Raw genomic sequence first — 21,026 nt, forward strand, 5'->3', positions numbered from 1 at the left:
CAGCAGCGTCTGTTGGTTACGGCTCAGGACGGATTACGACGGCGGTGCGCCCGGTACTCTACGCGGCGCCGCCTGCCGGAGTGCTTGCCTTAGACGACTGCCTCAGTGGCGGAGGGCGATGGTGACAACGACGATTGTGGCGGCAGCCAGAATTGCCAATCCAACGTAGGACAGCCTCCGCTGAAACCTTCTCCGACGCTCGCGCCGTTCATCCCTGGCCAGATATCCCGTGCTGTAGTTCCCCATGCCGCGAGGATAGCCCCGCTGAATCTGCGCTCGCCTCCCGGGGTTCGGGTATTGCGACCGGGTCCGTGCCGCTTACTCCCGGTAGGCGTGCACCATCTGGTCGCTGCGATCGAGCTCGGCCGCGCGTGCACGCCCGGCCTTCTCCCTCCGGTGCAGAATCACTTCATTGATGCCATAGGGAATCAGGGCAAGCAACGGGAGGAGGATTCGAAGAGACACGTCCCAAACACCCATCCAAAGCGGTGCCAGGGATACAGCGAAGATCAGCTGATGCACCCAGCGGTACCATTTCACGATTGCCCCCCCCACGGACATTCTTCACAATTACCGTCGCGCCAAGCAACGCCCTCAAAGTCAACCAGTATCTAGATCGCGCGGTCATTTAGCCGCGGCATTTACGTTCCAGGTTAGCCATCGTGGCGAACCGTCGCATGAGCTTGGGATGTGGAAATTGGCATCGGATCGGCCTGATTCACCGCCGCCCAGGCCGACTTGGCTGCCAACGGCGAACTTCGCTCCGCCGAAGACCAAATTGTCGTCTCTCAATTCGGGACCGGACTCCGCCCGAAGCACCGGTAGCCAGCGCTTGTTTGTCTCAGTGCTTGTCAGGTAAAGGCAGCCATTCTCAAGGGTTAGCGAACCGGACAATAGGGCCGTGTCGCCACCATCCGGCGGACTGCTGAAGGTCGCCAAAGGCGAGACCGCGGGCCCAGAACACCCAGCCAGAAATCCGGCACAAAGTGCTATGGAAACAGTTCTGATAACTGCTTGCACGCTGATAAGGACGGTCGCAATCAAAGAAAGACATGCAGTAGCTGAGGCAATAATATGTAGACGTCGCAAGGGAAGCTCCTATTCATTTAGGTGCCCCCGCGACCCACGACTTGCAGGAAATCATACGACACTATCGCTTTTGTTGGAAGGGATTTTCGAGCATCCGTTTGACGGTGGCTTGCCGTTCCCAGGAAGGACACGGGCGCGAAGCCTTCCGACGGTCAGCGCGGGGGACTAGGATGCCGGAATGAAAGTTACGTTGCTCCGCGGGGAGGGCGATGGCGGGCCCGATTGCCCACATCAATTCGTTGGCCGCTGCGATGATTGCCTCGACGCCGAACGAAATTCACGTGGTGAATCGGGTGGCCACGAGCCGGTAGGCCCCAGCGACTAGTCGGCAGTGCTGCATCCGGCAGGTGTCTTCCGTCGGTACTTGCCTCGAAATGAATAGGTGGAATCCATGCGGATTACCGTGATTGGGCGGGGTCACGTCGGCGGCGCCCTCGCTCGACGCTGGACAGCCGCAGGCCACCACGTGACTGCGCTCGGCCGTGACGGCGGTGATGCAACCGGCGCCGACGTCGTGGTGGTCGCCATCCCGGGAGACTCGATCGCCGTCGGACTGGCCAAGATTGCCGGCCTCGACGGCAAGGTGACCATCGATGCCAGCAATACCTTCGGCGATCGGCCGCCGGGCTACGACTCGATTGCCCACCAGGTCAAAGCGATCATCGGCGGGCCCACCGCAAAGGCGTTCAACACCAACTTCGCTTCGATCTATGACGCCGTCGACGCCGAGCCAACGCCACCAGGAACCCTCTTCGCATCCGACGCCGATGCTCGCGAGGCGACCGAGCAGCTCATCCGGGATGCAGGATTCGAGCCGATCCACCTTGGCGACTTGGCGAAGGCCCCACTGCTGGAAAGCCTCATCGCCCTGACCTCAACGCTGGACAGGGGAGAACTCGGTCCGTTCTTCTACCGCTTCAACCGCCCCGGCGAGCTGGCGGCACGCTTAGGCCGCAACACCGGCTGAGTGGCGGGGCGACACGCTCGCCGGAAGTCGTGGGCTATTTCCGGGCCTCATCGAACCGTAGACCCCTGATTAGCGCTCCAAATCGGGCCATTGCAGCTTCGCTCTTGTTGACCTGACTCCCTCGAAACAACCCTCTCCGGAGGTCGGACGCAAACTGGCTGATCGCAAGCTCTGAGACTTTGTCTACGAGCCGGGCGTGTTCGCTGAGGTCGAGAAGTCCAGCCAGTTGGCGTCCAAGGAGTTCGGTCACGGTGACAGCCATATCAAAGTTATTTGATGTGAGGAGTTCGTACTCGTCTTCGAAAATGAGGTCTTCATTTTCGTTGCCATCAACCCAGGTTAGAGCAGTACCGATATCTTCGGCGTCTTTTGTCTTGTGCCATTTGGAACGATCGGCCAGAGCCTCGAGTTTCAGAATCACGTAGAAGGGCGGCGACACCACGAGGATCGGACCGATATCAGGCAGAACGAATTCTTCCGCGCACTCAAATGCCCTCGTATAACCCAGGACATTGATTTGTTGGGAGTCGTCCGGAATCTGCACGATGCCCTTCGGGTCTTCAATGCCCCCGAAGGGGATAACATCCACCGGAATGTCATCGATTCTGAATCTAATCGCGGACTTGCTCGAGTTCATCACTCGGAAAGTTGGGGTAAGCTGCCCGAATCCTCGCCAGGAGGGCATGGCCAAGGCTATGTCGACGTCGCTCGTTGTGCTCAAGTGTGCCGGGTCTAAGCCAAAGCTCAGATGCAGCAGATTTCGTGCCTCTGCTCCTACCACCATGAATTGACTCGAAGTCAGCTTTGTCTTCGAAGTAACTGATGCCACGACGCTCGCAAGCGGTTCAAATTGCCCCCGGACTAAGCCAGTGAAGTCGAGACTCCTCTTGGAGGAAAACACCTGCCACCTCCCGCTCTCTGGGATCTTTAGATGTGATGAGGTCGGCATAGACCAGAAGAGGGGGTGCCGTAGCGGTTTCAACAGACGAGTGAAAATGGAAGTCCCAGAACTCCTCGCGTGGCGTTCGCCAGAAAAGCCTGCGGAGCTCAACGGTATGCCGGTCACCCTTTCTTAGTCTGTTCGCGCGAACGAACTTCGCTGTCAGATCGGACACGTAGACCGTGGATACCGCTGGTTGGATTAGTCCGGGAATCGCTGAGCCACTTCCGAGAGTGGCGTCCTCAATTTTGAAGCTGCCGTCCTCGGGCCCCTCCATGAACGTGAGGTGTAGAGAAGGTCCGAGTTTGTTGCGGTAGGAGGCCAGCCAGGCCTGAGCAACGATCAATCGGCCGGAGTCCACCCACGTTCGATTACGCAGTAATCCCTGATCCTCCATGTACCCCATGGTGCGCGGAACCAGTCCGAGGGAAACGCCGGCCACGTCGGAAATCATCCGAGTGGGTGCTTTCAGGAGTTTTGGCCAAGTCAGCAAACAGAATATGAGTTGAGCGGATTTAGGAGAGGTTAGATCCACGACAGCAGATCTTTTGTGCTCTTGGAGCCAGATGCTGAACGCATTCTCCATTGGAGACCCGCTTGCACGCCCTTCCATCTCCAAGACTGCATGGGGTGACCGGAGACTTATTCGTCCGCTTAGATCTGCGTGATTCATTGAGAGAGTGCGAAACTCTGAACTTTGCTTGGACCCGATTCGCGGAGCCAAGATGAAATCCGCGGCTTCTTCCCTCGCGACCCTGATGGCCACGTCAGACGAGAGGGGGTACCTCTCGATTTCGACTACACGCAGAGGTACGCGCACGTCGCCTAGGTCCAAAAGGGCCTCGTAGCTCGGGAAGGAGGGCCTTCCCTTTAGGGCGGACCCACGTTCAACCTTCCAACCATGATCAAGGCATGCCCTTTGGAACGCTGAAAACATCACACTGGAAGCCATGTTCAATACTTTACCTCGTTCAATCGCATTGAACCAGGGGAAATATTGAACGCGGCCAACCACTACTGCAGCTTGAACAAATTGTGCGTCGCCGGACCCTCCAACAGCTTGCCCGCTGCCGAGAAGCGCGAGCCGTGCAGCGGGCAGTCCCACGACTTCTCGGCGTCGTTCCAGTGCAGGATCCCGCCCAAGTGCGCGCACTCTGCCGACACCCTGCACACCACCCCATCCACCGTGCAGATAGCGGCGGGTTTCCCGTGGAAAAGTCCCGTGACGCCTGTGCCCTCGGCGGGGCTGGTCTCCTCCGTGATGGCCGGCTTCTCCTTCAAGGCTGCTTTGTCCCGGAAATTCTGCTGCTGAGTCTCGACGTTGAGCGAAATGGTCGACGCCGCCCCGCGGGCACCCGTGACCCGGTGATGGATGATACGGGCCCACTCCAGCTTTTCGCCACGGATATCCGCGGTGATATCCAGTGCCGCCGCAACACCATTTGTCATGCCCCATTTGTTGTAACCGGTGCCGAAGAAGATCTTCCCGTGGCCCCGGGGGAACCTGCCAAAGAAGGGCATCAGATTACCGGCCTGGTAGTCCTGGGCAGCCCAGGTGTGCGTGGCCTCGGCACCCGGATAATGCTGTTGGGCCCACCCGAGCAGCTCATTCACGTGGACCTGCGTGGACGGCGCCCGGCCGCCCGCGTGCCCGAACCCGCCCACCAAAAGCAACCGCCCGCCGTCGGGCATTGGGTAGTCCCTTATCGAGCGGGTGGGCGGCTCGGCGGAAAGGTACATCCCCGGAGGCGGGCTCATGCCGTCCGGCAGCCGCAACGCGGCGGCGTACGAACGATTCGGCCGCAGCTTCGCGAAGTAGAGCCCGCGGTTCAGGATGGGCGTCCCGGTGGCGAGAACCACGTTGCGGGCCCGGACTTCGCCCTTCCTGGTGACCACCGTCAGGGGATCGCCGTTGCGGACGTTCATGACGCGGATACCCTCGACGATGCTGCCGCCCGCGGCGCGGACATCCGCAGCCAGCGCATCCAGGACGTCCATCGGGTTGAACTGGGCCTGCTTCGCAAGCCGCAAGGCGGCGTCGACGTCGAACGGCAGCCCGGTCTCGCGGGTGGACTTGACGTTGAGCCCGGCAGCCCGGGCGACGTTGGCCTCCGCGACGAGGTGTTCCGCGCCGGTCGGCGTCGTGGCGAAGGTGTAAGCATCCCGGTACTGGAAAGGGACACCCCGGCCCTCAAGGTAATCGAGCAGCCACTTCTGGCCGGCCCTGTTCGCGTCGACGTATGCGCGGACAACGTTCACTGAATATTGGTCCCGGAGCCTGGACAGCGTGGTGCCCTGCAGAAGGCTCAACTTGGCCGTGGTGTTGCCGGTGTTGACTGCCCCGATTTGTCGGGCCTCGAGGACCAGCACGCTGCTCCCGGTCCGTGCCAGCATGAGGGCCGTGGCCAGGCCCGTCAGCCCGGCGCCGACCACGACGGCGTCGTAGCTGTTCCCGGGCGTGAATTCATCGGGGCTCGCTACTGCGGAAGCCTCGCGCGCGTCTAGCCACAGAGAAGTCATAGCGGTCCCACGTCCCTTCAGCCGGCCGCGGACCGCACCGGAATTAGCGCGGCGGCGGCCCGGTAGTGCCAGAGAAGCAGAAGGCCGCAAGAGAAGCAATAGGGTAGCGTGCTGGCCTTTTACCCAACGCGGGGTCACTTACGGCCCATGTTGCTGCCCGACATCGGCCGTAAGTGACCCCGCGTTGGCGCAAAATGGGATCCGACAGACCGGTCTGTCTGGTTGCTCCGGGAGTAGGATTGCTTTCATCATGAGCTCGCCAGATGCCTCGGAAGCACCCGGTTCGTCTTCATTACCAGCCGGACAAACGACCACCCGTGATGACGCGGTGGATCGTATCTTGGATGCCGCCTACGAACTGTTCTCCCGGCGCGGGATCCGCGCGGTGGGGGTCGACCAGCTCATCGAGCGTTCAGGAGTAGCCAAGGCCACCTTCTACCGCCATTTCCCTTCCAAGGACGATCTGGTTCTTGCCTTCCTCGCGCTTCGCGACCAGATCTGGACCGTGGACTTGATCATCTCCGACGCGCGAAGCCGGGGAAACACCCCCGAGGAGCAGTTGCTCGCCATCTTCGACGTCTTCGGCGACTGGTTCCAGCGGGAGGATTTCGAAGCGTGCTCGTTCATCAACGTCCTGCTCGAAATGGGGCGTGAACATCCGCTGGGGAAAGCCAGCATCGGCTACCTCGCCAGGATCAGGGGACACATCCAGGAGTTGGCAGAAGAAGCCGGACTGGAACGCACCGAGGAGTTCGCGCGCTCCTGGCACATCCTGATGAAGGGCTCCATCATCTCGGCCACCGAAGGCGACGTCCTGGCGTCGAAGCGCGCCCAACAGATGGCCGCCTGGCTGATAGAACAACACCGAGGCCCGGAGCACCCGGCAGCCGCCTGAGTTTTCCCGGGTTCTGCCCAGCCTGTTAGCTCTTCGCTGTCCGGCCGCGACCGCCGGGAGAGGCGAGGTGCCGGCCTTTCCCGCCCCACTTCGCCCATTCGCGGGGCTGGACCGAGGGCCGGCCAAGGTGATACCCCTGTCCAAGGGTGACACCCAGGCTGGTAAGAGTGTGGAGTTCGTCCTTGGTTTCGATGCGCTGGGCAGTCAAGACCGCCCCGATCTCCCGTGCGAACGCTACCTCCGCTTCGACGAGTTCCTGCCGGAGGGCATCCAGGCTGAGACCTGCAGTCAAATTCCGTTCCAGCTTGACCATCTCGGGCTTGAGCCGAAGAATATGGCTGGCCCCGGCGAAGAAGGAACCCGTGTTCTCGATGGACAAGCGCACGCCGGCGCTGCGCAGCGGAGCCACGGCTGCGTCGAGCGAATCAGCCTGATCCTGGGGGAACTTCCCGGAAACCTCAAGGATCACCCGACCGGGCGCTACCGGGGATTGCTCGAAAAGCCCAGGAAGACGCGGATCCAAGCAGACCTCGTCGGAAAGCTTCAACGCCACGAAAAGATGGGGCGGCAGCTTCAGGGCAGCCTCAAGCCCCGACTCCAACGCCGCGAATTCGAGATCCGTCCTGAGCCCCGAGTCCTCGGCCTCCGCGAACCAGAAATCGGCAGGGTCTCCGCTGTCGCTGACGAAGCGGGTCAAAGCCTCGGCGCCGACCGCCGTGCCAGTGGTGAGGTCGAAAACGGGCTGGAAGGCGGTCATCAGCATGTGGTCCCGTAGCACGGCCTCGAGCCGCGGGCTGCTTGGGTGCTGAGACTCCGGCTCGTCCTGCTCGCCCTGCGCGGCCGGTTCGTCCTGAGGGTCCGGCCGTTCCGACCTGAGCTCAGACAAGTGCGCCAGCAGCGCCTCTTCCGGACGCCCGGGGTTGGCGGCAATGTGCTGGCGAAGTTGCTCACGCACCGCATCCGTTGCCTGCGAAGAGTCCCCTAAGACCTCATCAATGATTTCCAGGACCTGGCGGCGCAGCCCGCTGAGCTGCTTGAGCGGCCGCTCGGCAGTCTCCCCGCTGGCCCGCAACCCGGCGTCGGTCAATGCAAAATGGGACGGTTTTCGCGTCGACATGAAATCATTCCTTTGCCTTTAGCTCCGGCTGAGCCCGGGACCTGCAAACAAGGGGAATACTACAGGCGAACAATCCGGCAGGCCTGCATTGGAATGAAATCTGAATTGGAGGGAAAGCGCTCCCGATCCTCCCAGCTCCACGTGGGTAGAATCGAGGCCTGAACACTGCCGGAACGCATCAGACGGAGAAACAATGTCAGCATGGCTCGAAGTCGGCCCTAACAACTACGTGTTGGAGACCGAAGGGTGCCTGCTCAACACGGGCCTCGTTGTGGGAACCGAACGAGCCATGGTGATCGACACCGGTTGCGGCCCCCGCCAGGGCAAGCAGATCCTCGCCGCCGTCCGCGAAAAGACCCAGCTGCCGCTCGTCGTCGTGAACACCCACGCCCACTACGACCACTACTTCGGCAACGCCGTCTTTGCCGACGACGGCGTCACCGAGTTTTGGGGGCACGTCAACTGTGCCGCGACAATCGACGACGACGGCGACCACCAGCGCCGCTTCGTGGCCGCCACCGAACCTGAGATGGCCGCGGGCCAGGGCGACGCCGTCGAGATCGTCATTCCCAACGCGATCGTCAAGGACCAGCCTGTGCTGGTTGACCTCGGCGGCCTCACCGCGACGCTGTTCTACCTCGGCCGTGGCCACACCGACGGCGACCTCCTGGTGGGCACGCCCAGCACCCTTTACGCCGGTGACCTCGTGGAACAAGGAGCGCATCCGTCGTTCGAGGACTCCTACCCGGAGGACTGGGCCGACGCCCTGCGGCACATCTCCGCACTGCGCCACCGCTACGAGTTCCTCATCCCCGGCCACGGCAAGCCATGCAGCGACCAGTTCGTGAAGACCATGGCCAACACCATGTCCACAGCGGTACGCCAAGCAAGGCAGTCGATCCGGGACACGCCGTCGGACGCTACCAAAGCGATCCCGGTGCTTCCCTACGGACCCGAGCAATCGCGCTGGTTCATCAAGCGGCTCCAGGAGACGCAAGCGCAGCACTAAGGGGTGTGTTTGAAGGCGTGGCGCGCCTCGCGGGCTGCGTAATAGATGATGACGACCCCCGCCAGGGGATCGGCCCACCACCAACCGAAGAGGGCATTCAGTACGAGTCCGGCCAGCACCGCGCCGGCCAGGTAGGCGTCCACGAGGGTCACTTTTCCCTCCGCGCTGAGCACCGGATTGCCCAAGCGGTGCCCGGTGCGGATCTTGCCCCACGCCAGGGCGAGCATGACCACGAAGGTCAGGGCCGTCCAGGCGATGCCCGGAACTGAGGCGGCCGGGCGGACCCCGGTGGAAAACACAACGGCCACCTGGATGAGCAAGTAGGCGCCGAGCACTGCGAAGGCAATTCCGATCAGGCGCATCGCGGGGGCTTCGCGCTCCTGGTGGGAACCTTTGAGCTGCCACACCACTACGATCGAAGCGAAGATCTCGATCAGGGAATCCAGGCCGAAACCGGCCAGCGCCGGGGACCCGGCCTGGATCGCGGCGGCTGCCAGGACGCCGAGGCCCACCACGTTCCAACCCAGGGTCGCGTATTCCAGCCGCAGCCCGCGACGCAACAAGATCACGCGCTCCTTGCTCCCTTGCTGAGGCAGGGGAGGGGCCATCAGTGGGTTCCGGTTTCGTGGACGGCGTGGCCAGCCGGTTCGAGCTGGAAGGTGGAGTGCTCGACGTCGAAATGCCCGGTCAGGCAGCTTTGCAGCTCATCAAGGATCAGCGGCGCATGTCCGTCGTGGAAGCAACTCTCGTCCAGGACAACGTGCGCGGAGAGAGCGGGCAGGTCCGAGGTGACGGTCCAGACGTGCAGATCGTGGACGTCGTGCACGTGCCCGGTTTCGAGGAGGTGTTTCCTGACCTGGTCCAGGTCCACACCTTCGGGTGCGCCTTCCAGGAGGATCCTCCCGGAGTCCCGCAGCAACCCCCACGCCGCGTGCAGCATGAGGGCCACCACGATGAGGGAAGCGATCGCGTCCGCACGGGTAAAGCCGGTGGTCAGGACCACCAGCCCGGCGATCGCCGTCGCAATGAATCCGTAAAGGTCTGTCAGGAGGTGCTGGAAGGATCCTTCGACGTTCAGGCGGGACCGGTTGGCTTTGGCCAGCACCCACACCGCCACGAGGTTCACGATCACCCCGAAGATCGCGACGACCAAGACCGGACCGCCCTCCACCGGTGGCGGATCAACGAGGCGGTGGATGGCCTCCACGGCCACGAGGGCGCTGATGACCAGCAAAGTGATTCCGTTGGCCGCGGCGGAGAGGATTTCCGCGCGCTTGAATCCGAACGTCCAGATTCCGCGCGCCGGACGGGCAGCAAGGCTGATCGCCCACAGCGAGGCGGCGATCGCACCGGCGTCGGTAAGCATGTGCCCGGCGTCCGAGAGCAGCGCCAAGGACCCGGAAACGACGGCGACAATCACCTCGACGATCATGAACCCGACAATCAGCGCCAACGCGATCACCAGATAGCGCCGGTCCGCGTTCGCTGCTATTGCGTGGCTGTGGCCGTGGTGCTTGGCCGTGTTGTCCGGGGAGTCGTGGGTGTGGTGGGTGCTCATGGGGCACCGTCCTTCTTGGAACGAGCTGTGCTGGCCGGAACTGTGCTGGCGGGAGCTGTGCGCTCGGGGTGAACGGCGACGGTGTGGCCGGTGTGGGTCAGGCCCAGGTCCAGCAGCATCCGCACGTGCGCATCGTCCAGCCGGTAGTAAGCCATCCGGCCGCGCCTCGAAACGGAAACAACCCGGTGGGCGCGCAACAGCCGCAACGCATGGCTGACCGCGCTCTCGCTCATCGCCGTCGTCGCCGCGAGGTCGCACACGCACAGTTCCCCGCCTTCCAGCAGGGACGTCAGCAGACGCAAGCGCCCCGGATCGCCCAGCAGCGAGAACACATCAGCAAGCTCGGCAATGTCATGATCCGAGGGCAGGGACGCGCGGACGAGTTCGACCCTGTCCGGGTCGACGAGTTTCACGCCGCATTCATCGACGGCTTCTCGGGCAGCCACGGGACCTCCAACGTATGAACAAGTATTCAGATGTCAGTATAGGCGAAGGGGTCACAAATCCCAGCCAGCGGCTGCCGTCTGGGAACTTCGTAGGAGTTATCCCGGTTGTTGCCCGAGCGAAACAATTGCGGCGTACTGTTCCCCGTATGGGGAACAAGATGATTGGGCTGTCGGCTCGTGAATCGAAGCGGGAAATTCGGAAGCAGCGCCTTCACGTGCTCGCGTACGTGGGGCTGGGGATCCTCGCTCTGGCGACCGTGGTCGTCGTCGTCATAGCCCTGCGACGCTAGCTGCCAGCTCGCGTCAGGACGCTGGGGCCTGATCCCGGTTCTGGGTCTCGTCGTCGGCTTCAAGCAAGGCGGCGAGGGCCGCCAGGGCGGGGACGGCGTTTTCTATTGCGTTCCGGTAGCTCTCCGGGAGCCGTTCGAGGGCTTGCCCGAGTCGCCTGTCGTTGGCGGCCTGCCATGCCGCCAATATCTCCGTGCCGCTCTGTGTCAGGCTCAGGTTCGCGGCCCTGCGGTCACCCGGCCGAGGGGTGCGTTCGACCAGGCCTGCAGTCACCATTTGCTGCACAAGGTTGCTGACCGTGTTGGTGGCAAGCCGTTGGCGGTCGGCGAGGGCGCTGACACCCATGCCAGGTTCCTCGGCGAGGCGTTGCATTACCTCCACTTGGGCCATGGGAAGGGATTCCCAAGGGAACTCCTGCCGCACGCTGGAGCGCAGGACCCGTCGCAGGCGCGCGATCACGCCGGTCAGCGACCAGGCATCGGCGCCCGTATAGCCACGGACCGTGGGGTCGGTGGCGAGGGCGGATGCGTTGGCGGTCTTCATGGCATTAGCCTATCCCGATAGTCCCCTTATAGAATAGTTCTGTAACCGAACAACTTTCTTCGAGAGCATAGAGCCCATGACCTCCATGACTGCCAGCGATTCATTCTTTCCGTCGCCGACTGTGAGTGCCTTTCACGTGGGCCCCCTGACCATCCACTTCTACGCGCTGTGCATCTTGGCCGGGATCGCGCTGGCCGTCTGGCTGACTTCCCGGCGTTGGACCGCCCGGGGTGGCCAGCCAGGGCAGGTTCTGGACATCTGCCTCTGGGCCGTGCCCGCAGGGATCATCGGGGGCAGGCTCTACCACGTGATCACCGACCCCGAGCTCTACTTCCTTCCGGGAAAGAATCCATGGAATGCGTTTGCCATCTGGGACGGGGGCCTGGGGATCTGGGGCGCCGTGGCCTTGGGCGTAGTGGGGGCATGGATCGGCTGCCGCAGGGCGAAGGTGTCTTTGGTGGCGTTCCTTGACGCGGTGGCACCGGGCGTGGTTTTTGCCCAGGCCCTGGGCCGGTGGGGTAACTGGTTCAACAACGAGCTCTACGGGGATCCGACTACTCTGCCGTGGAAACTCCAGATCCATCAGATGGACGCTGCCACTGGCTCGGCGGTGACCGATCCCTCGGGCGCACCGGTGGTCCTGGGCTATTTCCAGCCCACGTTCCTCTACGAATCGCTGTGGTGTGTCGTCGTCGGGCTTGTTCTTTTGTATGTGGACCGGCGCTTCGCCCTCGGGGCGGGAAGTGTGTTCTCCCTGTATGTAGCCGGCTACACGGCGGGGCGCTTCGCTTTTGAACTGATGCGCTCCGATTACGCCAACCTGATCCTCGGGCTCCGGGTGAACACCTGGGTTGCCGCCCTGATCTTCCTCGGGGGCGCCGTCGCGTTTGCCCTGCTGTTCCGGCGCAGGCGCTCGATGGCCGTGCCCGGGGATTCCGCCCCGCACTCCTCTGAACCTCTGACCGCCGGCAGCTGACCCTAGCGCCGGTGCGACGGCGCGGACCCCGACCCAGCCCATGTGCCCGACACCCGGGCAACTCTCTCACCGAAGGAATATCTCTATGCGCATGAAAGACACCTTCTGGGGGAAGATCCTTGCCTTCGTCGCGGCCGGCGTGGTCTGCGGTGTTCTGGTCGCGGGCCTGTGGATTCCGGCTGCGGCGGTGGGTGCGACGGTAGCGGAGGGCTCCATCAGCTTTTTCAACCAACTGCCGGCCGACATGGATGTCAACGCACCGGCCCAGGCCTCGAAGGTGCTGGCCAGCGACGGTTCCGTGATCGCCAGGTTCTACTCGGAAAACCGGGTGCCGGTTGACCTGGCGCAGATGTCGCCCTTCATGCGGGACGGAATTGTTTCCATCGAAGATGCACGTTTTTACCAGCATGGCGGAGTGGATACCACCGGCATCCTCCGTGCCTTGGTGGTAACCGCCCAAGGCGGCCGGCAGGGTGCCTCAACGATCACGCAGCAGTACGTGAACAACATGATCATTGAATCGCTCGTGGCCCAGGGCAAGAGCGACCAGGTCAAACTGGGAGCGGCCAAAACCGTGGGTGACAAGCTTCGGGAAATGAAGCTCGCGATCGCGCTGGAGCAGAAATACTCGAAGGACCAGATTCTTGCGGGATACCTGAACATCGTCTATTTCGGCAATGGTGCCTACGGTATCCAGGCCGCCGCGAAGGAGTATTTCAACGTTCCAGCCAGCGAGCTGACACTGCCCGAGGCCGCGGCACTGGCCGGCGTCGTCAACAGCCCGGTTTACTATGATCCCCTCACGGAACCAGACCATGTGGTGGCCCGCCGGAACGAAGTGCTGGACAAGATGCTCCAACAAGGACACATCACTGCCGCCCAGCACGACGCAGCCGTGAAAGCCCCGATCGGACTCAACGTCCATCAAAGCGCCCAAGGTTGCGCAGCGGCGGCCTCCGCACCGTATTTCTGCGACTACGTGCAGAGACTGATCCTCAACGACCCCGCATTCGGTGCCGACGAGACAGCCCGGAAGAACCTCCTGTACTTGGGCGGGCTGACGATCCGTACGACTCTCGACGCCGGGCTTGAGAAGGTTGCCCAGGACCAGGTCAATGCTTCGATGGCCGCGGCCGATCCGCTGCAGCGTGGGGCCTCGCTTGTCAGCGTCCAGCCCGGAACCGGCAAAATCCTGACCATGGCGCAGAACACCGTGTATGACCCTGCAACAGCGCCGGGCAACTACACCGGCAACTTCGCCCTGCCCGAGAAGGACGCGAACGGCCTGCCGCTTGACGGTGCCGGCGGGTTCCAGATCGGCTCCACCATGAAACCGTTCGTCTTTGCCGAGTGGTTGAACTCGGGCCGGTCGATGGCCACCAAGCTGGACGGATCAGTCCGCGTCTACAAGGCCGGCTACCCCTGGAAGAATTCGTGCGGGACGACCACAGGATCCTACGATCCGGCCCTGGGGCAAACGCCCTTGCCCAACGACGACGCCAACCACTACTTCAAAATGAGCGTCCTCCAAGGCCTGTACCAATCCATCAACACGATCACCTTCCAGTCCGCAACCCAACTGGACTTCTGCAACATCCAGAAAATGGCGACGGCGGCCGGGATCGCGAACGGCCACACGAACAAGCCCTACGACCTATCCAGCATCGCCAGCCTGATCGGTACCCAGGACGTCGCACCGTTGGACATGGCCAATGCCTACGCGACGTTTGCGGCCCACGGAGTCCACTGCAACCCGGTCGCCCTGGACTCTGTCACTGACGCCCATGGGCACAACTACCCGTTGCCCGGCTCGGACTGCAAACAAGCCATCAACCCGGACGTGGCCGCGGGCGTGACCTATGCGCTCAAGAACGTCCTGGTGAAAGGGTCCGGCTACAACATCCCCGTCAACAAGGATCACGATATTTTCGCCAAGACCGGCACCACCGACGGAAACACCATGACCTGGACCGTCGGAGCGACCACGGGAATCTCCACCGCTTCCTGGTTCGGCAGCTACAAGGGCATCGGACCCCAGTGGGTGAACCAGGACATCACGATCAACGGAAAATACTATGCCGGCGTCGACGGAGCGGACATCGCCGGTGGCCAGTGGGCTCAGCTGATGAACGCCGCCGCCCCCAAATACACCGGCAATCCGTTCCCCCTGCCCCCGGACTCGATGGCCCGGTAAAACGCCTTCAGGAACCCGGCGCGGGACGCCAGTTTGCGATGCCTCGCGATCGTTCGGTGTGCCGCGCTAGGCGTTCTCGCTGCTCTGGGCAAGGATCGTTGCTATGGGCACTGTGAGTACCGCGCAGCCGTGGACGCGGCTTGGGAGCGAATCAACGTACAGCGGCTATGTTCGGGTTCGCCGCGACGTCTATCGAACCGTGGACGGATCCGTCAGTAGTTGGGACGTGCTGGAAGAACAGACCAGCGTGGCTGTTGTGGCCTTCACACCGGACCTTGAGCGCATCGTCATGTTCGACCAGTTCCGCGTCGGTCCTCAAAGGGTGCTGGCCGAGTTGCCTGGCGGCGGTGTTGAAGATGGAGAGTCCGTTGAGGAAAGTGGCCGCCGTGAGCTCCAGGAAGAGACGGGCTACCAAGCTGAGGATGTCTTTCATGCGGGTTCGGAATGGGCATCAGCGAACTCGTCCCGGCGCAAACACTTGATCATTGCTGCCGGTTGCGTCCGAATTGCCGCCCCGACATGGGACGACGGCGAGATGGGGCGCCCCCATGAGATGCCTCGAAACGAGTTCATGCAGCACCTGCTCGACGGCAACCTCACCGACGCTGGGTTGGCTATGCGGGGACTGCACGTCATGGCGCGCGCCGAGCAACTCCCGGAAGCGTTGCTGCCCGTTCGAGAGACGATCCGCGAATTTCTTTCAGTTACTAGGGCCTAATTCGCGACCTTTAGCTACGGCATCTTCGGTTCAGGAACCCGGCGCGGTGGGCGATGGGGTCGAGATCTGGGCTTGGGTCAATTTTGCCCAGGGGGAGTCCGGGGCGCCCTGGACTGCGGCTTCCGGGCTGTCGCCTTGAGTCCACCACTTGGCCTCGAACGCGGATCCTTCGAAGAGAATGCGGTCGCCCTTGTGATAGACGGTCTCCGGCACCCAGGCCGGGAAGGTTCCCGCAGGCACCGTTGCTTTGGGGCTGGGCCTGTCTCCCGGCAGCACCGGGCCGACCAGTTTCCACGGGGTGGCACCGCCCTGCAGGACCGGGTTGTCCGGGACGTCGGCGCGGGTCCACCACTTTGCCTCATAGACACTGCCGTGCCAGACCACCCTGTCCGCGGCGGCGTAGGCGGCATAGCTGCTCCACACCGGATACGGGCTTGTTGCGGGGTCATCGGTGATGGCGGCCGTGGCACCGCTCGAAGGAGTGGCCGTGGACGATGGAACGGCAGTGGACGTAGGCAGCGCCACATCATTGGCAAGGGTGGCCGAGAATAGTTGGGAACCCTGGACGACTCCGCTGCAACTGTCCGAGACCTTGCTCAAATCGGGGTAGTTGGGACTGCACGTCCTGTCCCTGTTCATGGACCACATCGACAACCTGCCGAGGCCCTTGTCCTTGACGAAGCTGTTCATCGTGGCCGCGTCATTGAGGGTGAATATTTCACCGGCAGTATCGTTCTGGCCGACCATGACGGTCAGGCCGAGCTTGCGCCAGAGGGTTTCGCTGCCGAAGTCAGTTCCGGCGTCGCGGTAGAGGGCGGCAAGCTGTCCGTGGGCAGCATCCGCGGCTGATTCCGCCGCCCGGGACATGCTCCAGCCCGCCGGCTTGCTGGCGCCGAAGTCCATCGTCATGATGTTCACACCCTCCAGTTCCACCCCGCCAGCGAGGGTATGCGCCACGATGCCCTGGCCTTGGCTCGTGAGGCCGTTCGGGTCTGCTGCGAGGGTCAGCCATACGGCGAGGGGCTTGCCGCTGGAGGTGCGTTCCTTCTGAAGGGCGGCAATGGCTTGCGCCCGCCGGTCGGCGGCGGCCGTGTCGCCCAAGGCGACGCCTTCGACGTCGAGATCTATCGTCGCGACGTCGTAGCGATCAATAATCTGCCGATAGGCGTCGGTCAGGGCCTTCGTGTCTTTGCAGGAAACCGCGAGTTCGCTGTTGTTCATCCCGCCGAAGGAAACAGCTGTGGCCCCTCCAAGCTGGCGGAGGCGGGCGATCCTCCGGTCCAGGTCGAGGTCGGAAGCCGCCTGGTCCGGGCTGTACGCCGCACCCCAGGACGGGGCGCAGTCCTGCTTCGGATCGGCGACGACGAAGGACAGCACCACGGCCTTCGCGCTGGGTACCGCCGGGTCTTCGAAGGCGAACCGCGGCGTCGCCGTCACGTCCACGTAGCCGGAGAACACCGAAGGCATGGATGCCGCGGCACTCACATCCTGGACATTGCGGAGGCCGAGATAGCCTGCCGTGACCAACGCGGCCACGATGGCGCAAAGTACGCCCAGCCGCAGGATGGACAGCCGGCGGCCGGGAAAGCGCTTCGACACAGAAATACCCCCAGAGCATTTTGAATAGGACGTCGCGGATGTCCGGGAAAGGCCTCACTCCGGTGGTAGCTGCGCAGCTTGGCGTAGCATTTCCACGAGTCCTGTCCCAAATACGCGTCGTTCGCCTATCATAGGGGCGCACTGTAGTGCGGGTCGTCACATTACGCCCGTACTGTGCCGCGTGCCCACTGGGGGCACGCGGACAGCGAATGGGGATTCATGTCGGATCAGATCGTGCTGCTTCGGCCCGATGAGCAGGGAACGGCGGACGGGCAGTCCGCAAAAGTCCGAAAGCGCCAATGGGGCGCGGAAAAACGATCTGAACCGCTCTCGATAGTCCATCCGGCGCCGTCGCGGCGGAAAATAGTCCTCGGCCGGATCGGTGTCCTCACGACTGTGCTTGCCTGGCTCGGCTACGTGGTCACCACCGTGCTCAAACAGTTGGTGGACAACCCCGGCGCCGGCTTCCGCTTCGGCGCCGAAACCCTCTCCTATTTGGTGGTGGTGTCCTTCCTGACGTTTTCGGCGTTGATGTATCTCACCGCACGCCAAGGTGCCCTGATCCGCTTTCGCGCCCACCGTCGCGTTCCCCGCGGGGAACTGGACCGGCACTTCTTCGACTACTCCGACGGCATTACCGTGCTGATCCCATCCTACGCGGAAGAACCGGAAGTGGTCCGCGGCACCATGTGGTCCGCGGTCCTGCAGGAATTCCCGGACCTGAGCGTCGTGCTGCTGCTCGACGACCCGCCCTTCCCGGAAGACCCCGAGGTTCTGGCGCGCCTGGAAGCCACCCGCGCGCTCGCCGGCCAGATCACGGAAACCCTCAAGGAACCGGCGGCGAGGGTCAACGACGCCTACGCGAGGTACCGCCGTCGTCGTGATCAAGAACCCGGCCTGGAAGCGGGGCCGAACGCGGGCACCGAAGTGGAGCGGCTCATCGCCGAATACCAGTACGCTGCCGACTGGCTCGAAGCAATGGCCGAGTCCGAGTCCGTCGAGGACCACGTGGATGAGTTCTTCGTTGACCTGGTCCTCATGGGCCTTGCCCGGGAACTACGACTGGTGATTCTGGCCCTCACCGCCGCCAGGGCACAGCACGCCTCGCCCGGCCCTGAACGCATTGCCGAACTCTACGCACGGCTCACCTGGATCTTCAACGCACGGGTGTCCACGTTCGAACGGAAGCGCTTCGCCAGCCTCTCCCACGAGGCCAACAAGGCCATGAACCTGAACGCCTACCTCTCGCTCATGGGCGGGACCTGGCACCCGGAACACACCGCGGACGGCACCGTCTTGCGGCCCGCAGGGGTCGACGACGGCGATGTGCTGTCGGTCCCGGACACCACCTACGTCCTGACCCTGGACGCGGACTCAATGCTCCTGCGCGACTACTGCCTCCGCCTGGTCCACCTCCTCGAATCCCCGGGCAACGAGCAGGTAGCCGTGACCCAGACGCCCTATTCCTCCTTCCGGGGCGCCCCTACCCGGATCGAACGCATCGCCGGCGCCACCACGGATATCCAGCACATCCAGCACCAGGGGATGACCCAATACGGCGCCACGTTCTGGGTGGGCGCGAACGCCGTGATCCGCAAACGCGCGCTGGAAGACATCGTGGAGATCTCCACGGTGGGTGGCTTCGAAGTCAGGACCTACATTCAGGACCGCACGGTCATCGAAGATACCGAGTCCAGCGTGGACCTCGGGACGCATGGCTGGACCCTGGCCAACTACCCGGAGCGGCTTAGCTATAGCGCCACGCCGCCGGACTTCGGATCGCTCGTGGTGCAGCGACGGCGCTGGGCCAACGGCGGCCTCCTGATCCTGCCCAAACTCTGGGAACAGATCCGCAAGCGCCGGCGCCAGGCCCGGCCGGTCCTCTTCCGCGAAATCCTGCTGCGGGTCAACTACATGGCCTCGATCACCTGGGCGAGCTTCGGGCTGCTGTTCCTCCTCGCGTACCCCTACGACAGCCGTCTCCTCAGCCCCTTGGTCTTCCTTGCCGCGTTGCCCTACTTCCTGGCCATGGGAAGCGACCTGCGGGACTGCGGGCACCGGTTCAGTGACATCTTCCGGATCTACGGATTCAACCTGGTTCTCCTGCCGGTCAATCTTGCCGGCGTCCTGAAGTCCCTCCAGCAGGCGCTCACGGGGGACAAGATCCCGTTCGTCCGCACCCCGAAGGTCAAGGACCGCACCGCAGCCCCGGCCCTCTACGTCCTCGCTCCGTACTTGATCGTCGCGTTCTCGTTGTTGACGGTCTGGCGCAACTGGGAATTGGGAAACTGGGGCAACGCCGCCTTCGCCGCCTTCAACGCCGTCATGGCCGCCGGCGCGATCCGGGCCTACATCGGGCTGGCCAACTCCGGAGTGGACATGTACCTTGGCGTGCTGAACTGGCTGTACGTCGCGCCCAAAAAACCAAAAGCGCTGCCGCCGGCCATCATTCCCAAAACCCCGGAACAGGTGGACTGGGAGTCGCTGCTCTACCACGGAGACCGCCGCCTGAACCGCGACCTCCGCGGAAAGAACGACCGCCGGAAACGGGCCGGATCGGTGTAGGGCTACGCTGGCATTGGATGCCGGTGTTCCGGCTCCAAGGCGATCGGAAGGGGCACAATGAATCCACTTGCGGTGGTATTGGGATCCACCGGCTATATCGGCGGACGGCTCGTCCCACGCTTGCTCGACGCCGGTTACGACGTCCGCGTCCTGGTGCGTCACGCGAATAAGCTCAAGGACGTCCCCTGGGCAGCCCGCGTGGACGTGATGATCGGCGACCTGGAGGACGTGGACTCGCTGCGCAAGGCCTTTGCCGGGGCCGGCGCCATCTACTACCTGGTGCACTCGATGGGCCCTTCCGGCCAGCGGTCCTTTGAACAGACCGAACGGCTCTGCGCCAGCAACGTTGCCCGGGCAGCGGCCGACGCCGGTGCCGGACGGATCATCTACCTGGGCGGGCTCCACCCGGAAGGAACGCTCAGCCGGCACCTCCGATCCCGCAAGGAAGTGGGCGACATTTTCCTAGCGGAACCGCAGGTGCCCGCGATAGTGCTTCAGGCCGGCGTCGTGATCGGTTCCGGTTCGGCGTCGTTCGAAATGATCCGGCAACTGACCGAAGTCTTGCCACTGATGGTGGCTCCACGGTGGGTGCGGAACAAAGTCCAGCCGATCGCGATCCGGGACGTGTTGTACTACCTGGTCGCAGCGGCCGGACTTCCCGCTTCGCTCAACCGCAGCTTCGACCTCGGCGGCCCGGACGTCCTTCGCTACGACGAGATGATGAACGGTTACGCCGCGGAAGCCGGCCTGCGGCGCCGACCGGTGATTGCGCTGCCCGTCCTGACTCCATGGTTGGCATCCCAGTGGGTCAACCTCGTCACCCCCATACCCCGTTCCCTGGCCGTGCCGCTGATCGGATCCCTGCAGCAGAACTGCGTGGTCGGAGAGCAGGACATCCACCAATACATCGAGCCGCCCGACCCCGGGCTGCTTGGCTACCGGGAATCGCTCCGGCTGGCGTTGGCGCGCGAGGCGGGCGGAGAAATCGAAACCAGCTGGCAGAACTCCTCCGTTCGCGGCGCCCCGAGCGATCCGCTTCCCAGCGACCCGCAATGGGCCGGCCACCTGGTGTACCAGGACAACCAGCAGCAACTCACCACGGCCACCCCGCAACAACTGTGGCAAGTCATCGAAGGCATCGGCGGCGACAACGGCTGGTACTCGTTCCCCTTGGCCTGGTCCGTGCGCGGCTGGATGGACAAGATCGCCGGAGGAGTCGGGCTCCGCCGCGGCCGGCTCAATCCGACCCGGCTGAACACGGGCGACGCACTGGACTTCTGGCGCGTGGAGCAGATCGACCGCGGCTCCCTGCTGCGCCTCCGCGCGGAAATGAAAGTACCGGGGCGCGCCTGGCTGGAGATGCGCGCCGAGGAGGCCGACGGCGGGGCTCTCTACCGGCAAAGGGCGGTCTTCTTCCCCAAAGGCTTGGGCGGACGGCTGTACTGGCTGGCGGTCCTGCCCTTCCACGGTGTCATCTTCAAGGGAATGGCCAACCGCATCACGGCCGCGGCGGCGTCGATGGCGGACGACGGTCCCGCCTTGGGTTAGACGGTCTTGCGTTAAACGGTCTTGCGTTAAACATTGACGAATGTAAATATTTAC

At 63.3% G+C, this 21,026-nt stretch carries 20 protein-coding genes; 9 read left to right on the forward strand and 11 right to left on the reverse strand.

All coding sequences use genetic code 11. The features are described from left to right. Window positions 1–102: 102 nt before the first annotated feature. Together ACSBOX_RS03850 and ACSBOX_RS03855 are read right to left on the reverse strand one after the other, a co-directional pair. Complete coding sequence (locus ACSBOX_RS03850) at window positions 103–246, reverse strand: hypothetical protein (RefSeq protein WP_442544886.1); 144 nt, start codon at window positions 244–246, stop codon at window positions 103–105. 72 nt (window positions 247–318) lie between these two features. After that, window positions 319–465, reverse strand: coding sequence for a hypothetical protein (locus ACSBOX_RS03855; protein WP_442544887.1), 147 nt, complete (start codon window positions 463–465; stop codon window positions 319–321). Between the two features lie 1,015 nt (window positions 466–1,480). On the opposite strand from ACSBOX_RS03855, the gene ACSBOX_RS03860 reads away from it, so the two are divergent. Next, complete coding sequence (locus ACSBOX_RS03860) at window positions 1,481–2,056, forward strand: NADPH-dependent F420 reductase (RefSeq protein WP_442544888.1); 576 nt, start codon at window positions 1,481–1,483, stop codon at window positions 2,054–2,056. Window positions 2,057–2,090: 34 nt separating this feature from the next. Here the strand turns inward: ACSBOX_RS03860 and ACSBOX_RS03865 are convergent, their stop codons facing one another. From ACSBOX_RS03865 to ACSBOX_RS03875, 3 genes are all read right to left on the reverse strand, one after another. Continuing rightward, the gene (locus ACSBOX_RS03865) at window positions 2,091–2,840 is read right to left on the reverse strand and encodes a hypothetical protein (RefSeq protein ID WP_442544889.1); all 750 of its coding nucleotides are present in this window, start codon (window positions 2,838–2,840) and stop codon (window positions 2,091–2,093) included. A gap of 61 nt (window positions 2,841–2,901) precedes the next feature. Next, a complete protein-coding gene (locus tag ACSBOX_RS03870; RefSeq protein ID WP_442544890.1) occupies window positions 2,902–3,948 on the reverse strand; it encodes a type IV toxin-antitoxin system AbiEi family antitoxin in 1,047 nt (348 codons plus the stop codon). Between the two features lie 62 nt (window positions 3,949–4,010). Further along, window positions 4,011–5,516: an FAD-dependent oxidoreductase gene (locus ACSBOX_RS03875; protein ID WP_442544891.1), complete on the reverse strand. Its 1,506-nt coding sequence runs from the start codon at window positions 5,514–5,516 to the stop codon at window positions 4,011–4,013. 250 nt (window positions 5,517–5,766) lie between these two features. Here ACSBOX_RS03875 and ACSBOX_RS03880 point away from each other — a divergent pair, with 250 nt between their 5' ends. After that, entirely contained in the window at window positions 5,767–6,411 is a 645-nt protein-coding gene (locus tag ACSBOX_RS03880) for a TetR/AcrR family transcriptional regulator (protein ID WP_442544892.1), read from the forward strand. A 25-nt stretch (window positions 6,412–6,436) separates the two neighbouring features. Here ACSBOX_RS03880 and ACSBOX_RS03885 read toward each other — a convergent pair whose 3' ends face one another. Further along, on the reverse strand, window positions 6,437–7,528 hold the full coding sequence (locus ACSBOX_RS03885; RefSeq protein ID WP_442544893.1) for an EAL domain-containing protein: 1,092 nt from the start codon (window positions 7,526–7,528) through the stop codon (window positions 6,437–6,439). A gap of 193 nt (window positions 7,529–7,721) precedes the next feature. Here ACSBOX_RS03885 and ACSBOX_RS03890 point away from each other — a divergent pair, with 193 nt between their 5' ends. Next, window positions 7,722–8,537, forward strand: coding sequence for an MBL fold metallo-hydrolase (locus ACSBOX_RS03890; protein WP_241706980.1), 816 nt, complete (start codon window positions 7,722–7,724; stop codon window positions 8,535–8,537). Here ACSBOX_RS03890 and ACSBOX_RS03895 read toward each other — a convergent pair. Genes ACSBOX_RS03895 through ACSBOX_RS03905 form a run of 3 tightly spaced genes read right to left on the reverse strand, consistent with a single transcriptional unit; the run spans window position 8,534 to window position 10,541 of the window. Beyond that, window positions 8,534–9,106 (reverse strand): cation transporter, encoded by a 573-nt coding sequence (locus ACSBOX_RS03895; protein ID WP_442544894.1) that lies wholly within the window; start codon window positions 9,104–9,106, stop codon window positions 8,534–8,536. The two genes, ACSBOX_RS03890 and ACSBOX_RS03895, sit on opposite strands and share 4 nt — an antisense overlap. Before the next feature lie 38 nt (window positions 9,107–9,144). Further along, window positions 9,145–10,095, reverse strand: a complete 951-nt coding sequence (locus ACSBOX_RS03900) for a cation diffusion facilitator family transporter (protein WP_442544895.1) — start codon at window positions 10,093–10,095, stop codon at window positions 9,145–9,147. Then, complete coding sequence (locus tag ACSBOX_RS03905; RefSeq protein ID WP_442544896.1) at window positions 10,092–10,541, reverse strand: ArsR/SmtB family transcription factor; 450 nt, start codon at window positions 10,539–10,541, stop codon at window positions 10,092–10,094. The genes ACSBOX_RS03900 and ACSBOX_RS03905 overlap by 4 nt, the downstream gene beginning before the upstream one ends. A gap of 146 nt (window positions 10,542–10,687) precedes the next feature. Between ACSBOX_RS03905 and ACSBOX_RS03910 the strand changes: the two genes are divergently transcribed. Continuing rightward, a complete protein-coding gene (locus ACSBOX_RS03910) occupies window positions 10,688–10,831 on the forward strand; it encodes a hypothetical protein (RefSeq protein ID WP_241706989.1) in 144 nt (47 codons plus the stop codon). A 13-nt stretch (window positions 10,832–10,844) separates the two neighbouring features. Here ACSBOX_RS03910 and ACSBOX_RS03915 read toward each other — a convergent pair whose 3' ends face one another. Beyond that, window positions 10,845–11,372: a MarR family winged helix-turn-helix transcriptional regulator gene (locus tag ACSBOX_RS03915; RefSeq protein WP_442544897.1), complete on the reverse strand. Its 528-nt coding sequence runs from the start codon at window positions 11,370–11,372 to the stop codon at window positions 10,845–10,847. Between the two features lie 76 nt (window positions 11,373–11,448). Here ACSBOX_RS03915 and lgt point away from each other — a divergent pair, with 76 nt between their 5' ends. From lgt to ACSBOX_RS03930, 3 genes are all read left to right on the forward strand, one after another. Beyond that, entirely contained in the window at window positions 11,449–12,348 is a 900-nt protein-coding gene (gene lgt, locus ACSBOX_RS03920; protein ID WP_442544898.1) for a prolipoprotein diacylglyceryl transferase, read from the forward strand. A gap of 85 nt (window positions 12,349–12,433) precedes the next feature. After that, window positions 12,434–14,542, forward strand: coding sequence for a transglycosylase domain-containing protein (locus ACSBOX_RS03925; RefSeq protein WP_442544899.1), 2,109 nt, complete (start codon window positions 12,434–12,436; stop codon window positions 14,540–14,542). 112 nt (window positions 14,543–14,654) lie between these two features. Beyond that, complete coding sequence (locus ACSBOX_RS03930) at window positions 14,655–15,260, forward strand: NUDIX hydrolase (protein WP_442544900.1); 606 nt, start codon at window positions 14,655–14,657, stop codon at window positions 15,258–15,260. Between the two features lie 30 nt (window positions 15,261–15,290). Here ACSBOX_RS03930 and ACSBOX_RS03935 read toward each other — a convergent pair whose 3' ends face one another. Beyond that, a complete protein-coding gene (locus tag ACSBOX_RS03935) occupies window positions 15,291–16,859 on the reverse strand; it encodes a chitinase (RefSeq protein ID WP_442544901.1) in 1,569 nt (522 codons plus the stop codon). Between the two features lie 219 nt (window positions 16,860–17,078). On the opposite strand from ACSBOX_RS03935, the gene ACSBOX_RS03940 reads away from it, so the two are divergent. Both ACSBOX_RS03940 and ACSBOX_RS03945 read left to right on the forward strand, forming a co-directional pair. Next, window positions 17,079–19,424 carry a glycosyltransferase family 2 protein gene (locus tag ACSBOX_RS03940; RefSeq protein WP_442544902.1) on the forward strand — a complete coding sequence of 782 codons (2,346 nt, stop codon included), beginning with the start codon at window positions 17,079–17,081 and terminating at the stop codon, window positions 19,422–19,424. A 57-nt stretch (window positions 19,425–19,481) separates the two neighbouring features. After that, on the forward strand, window positions 19,482–20,972 hold the full coding sequence (locus ACSBOX_RS03945) for an SDR family oxidoreductase (protein WP_442544903.1): 1,491 nt from the start codon (window positions 19,482–19,484) through the stop codon (window positions 20,970–20,972). The last annotated feature ends 54 nt before the right edge of the window (window positions 20,973–21,026 follow it).

It is taken from the genome of Arthrobacter sp. KN11-1C, from assembly GCF_052180225.1.
Taxonomy (GTDB): domain Bacteria; phylum Actinomycetota; class Actinomycetes; order Actinomycetales; family Micrococcaceae; genus Arthrobacter.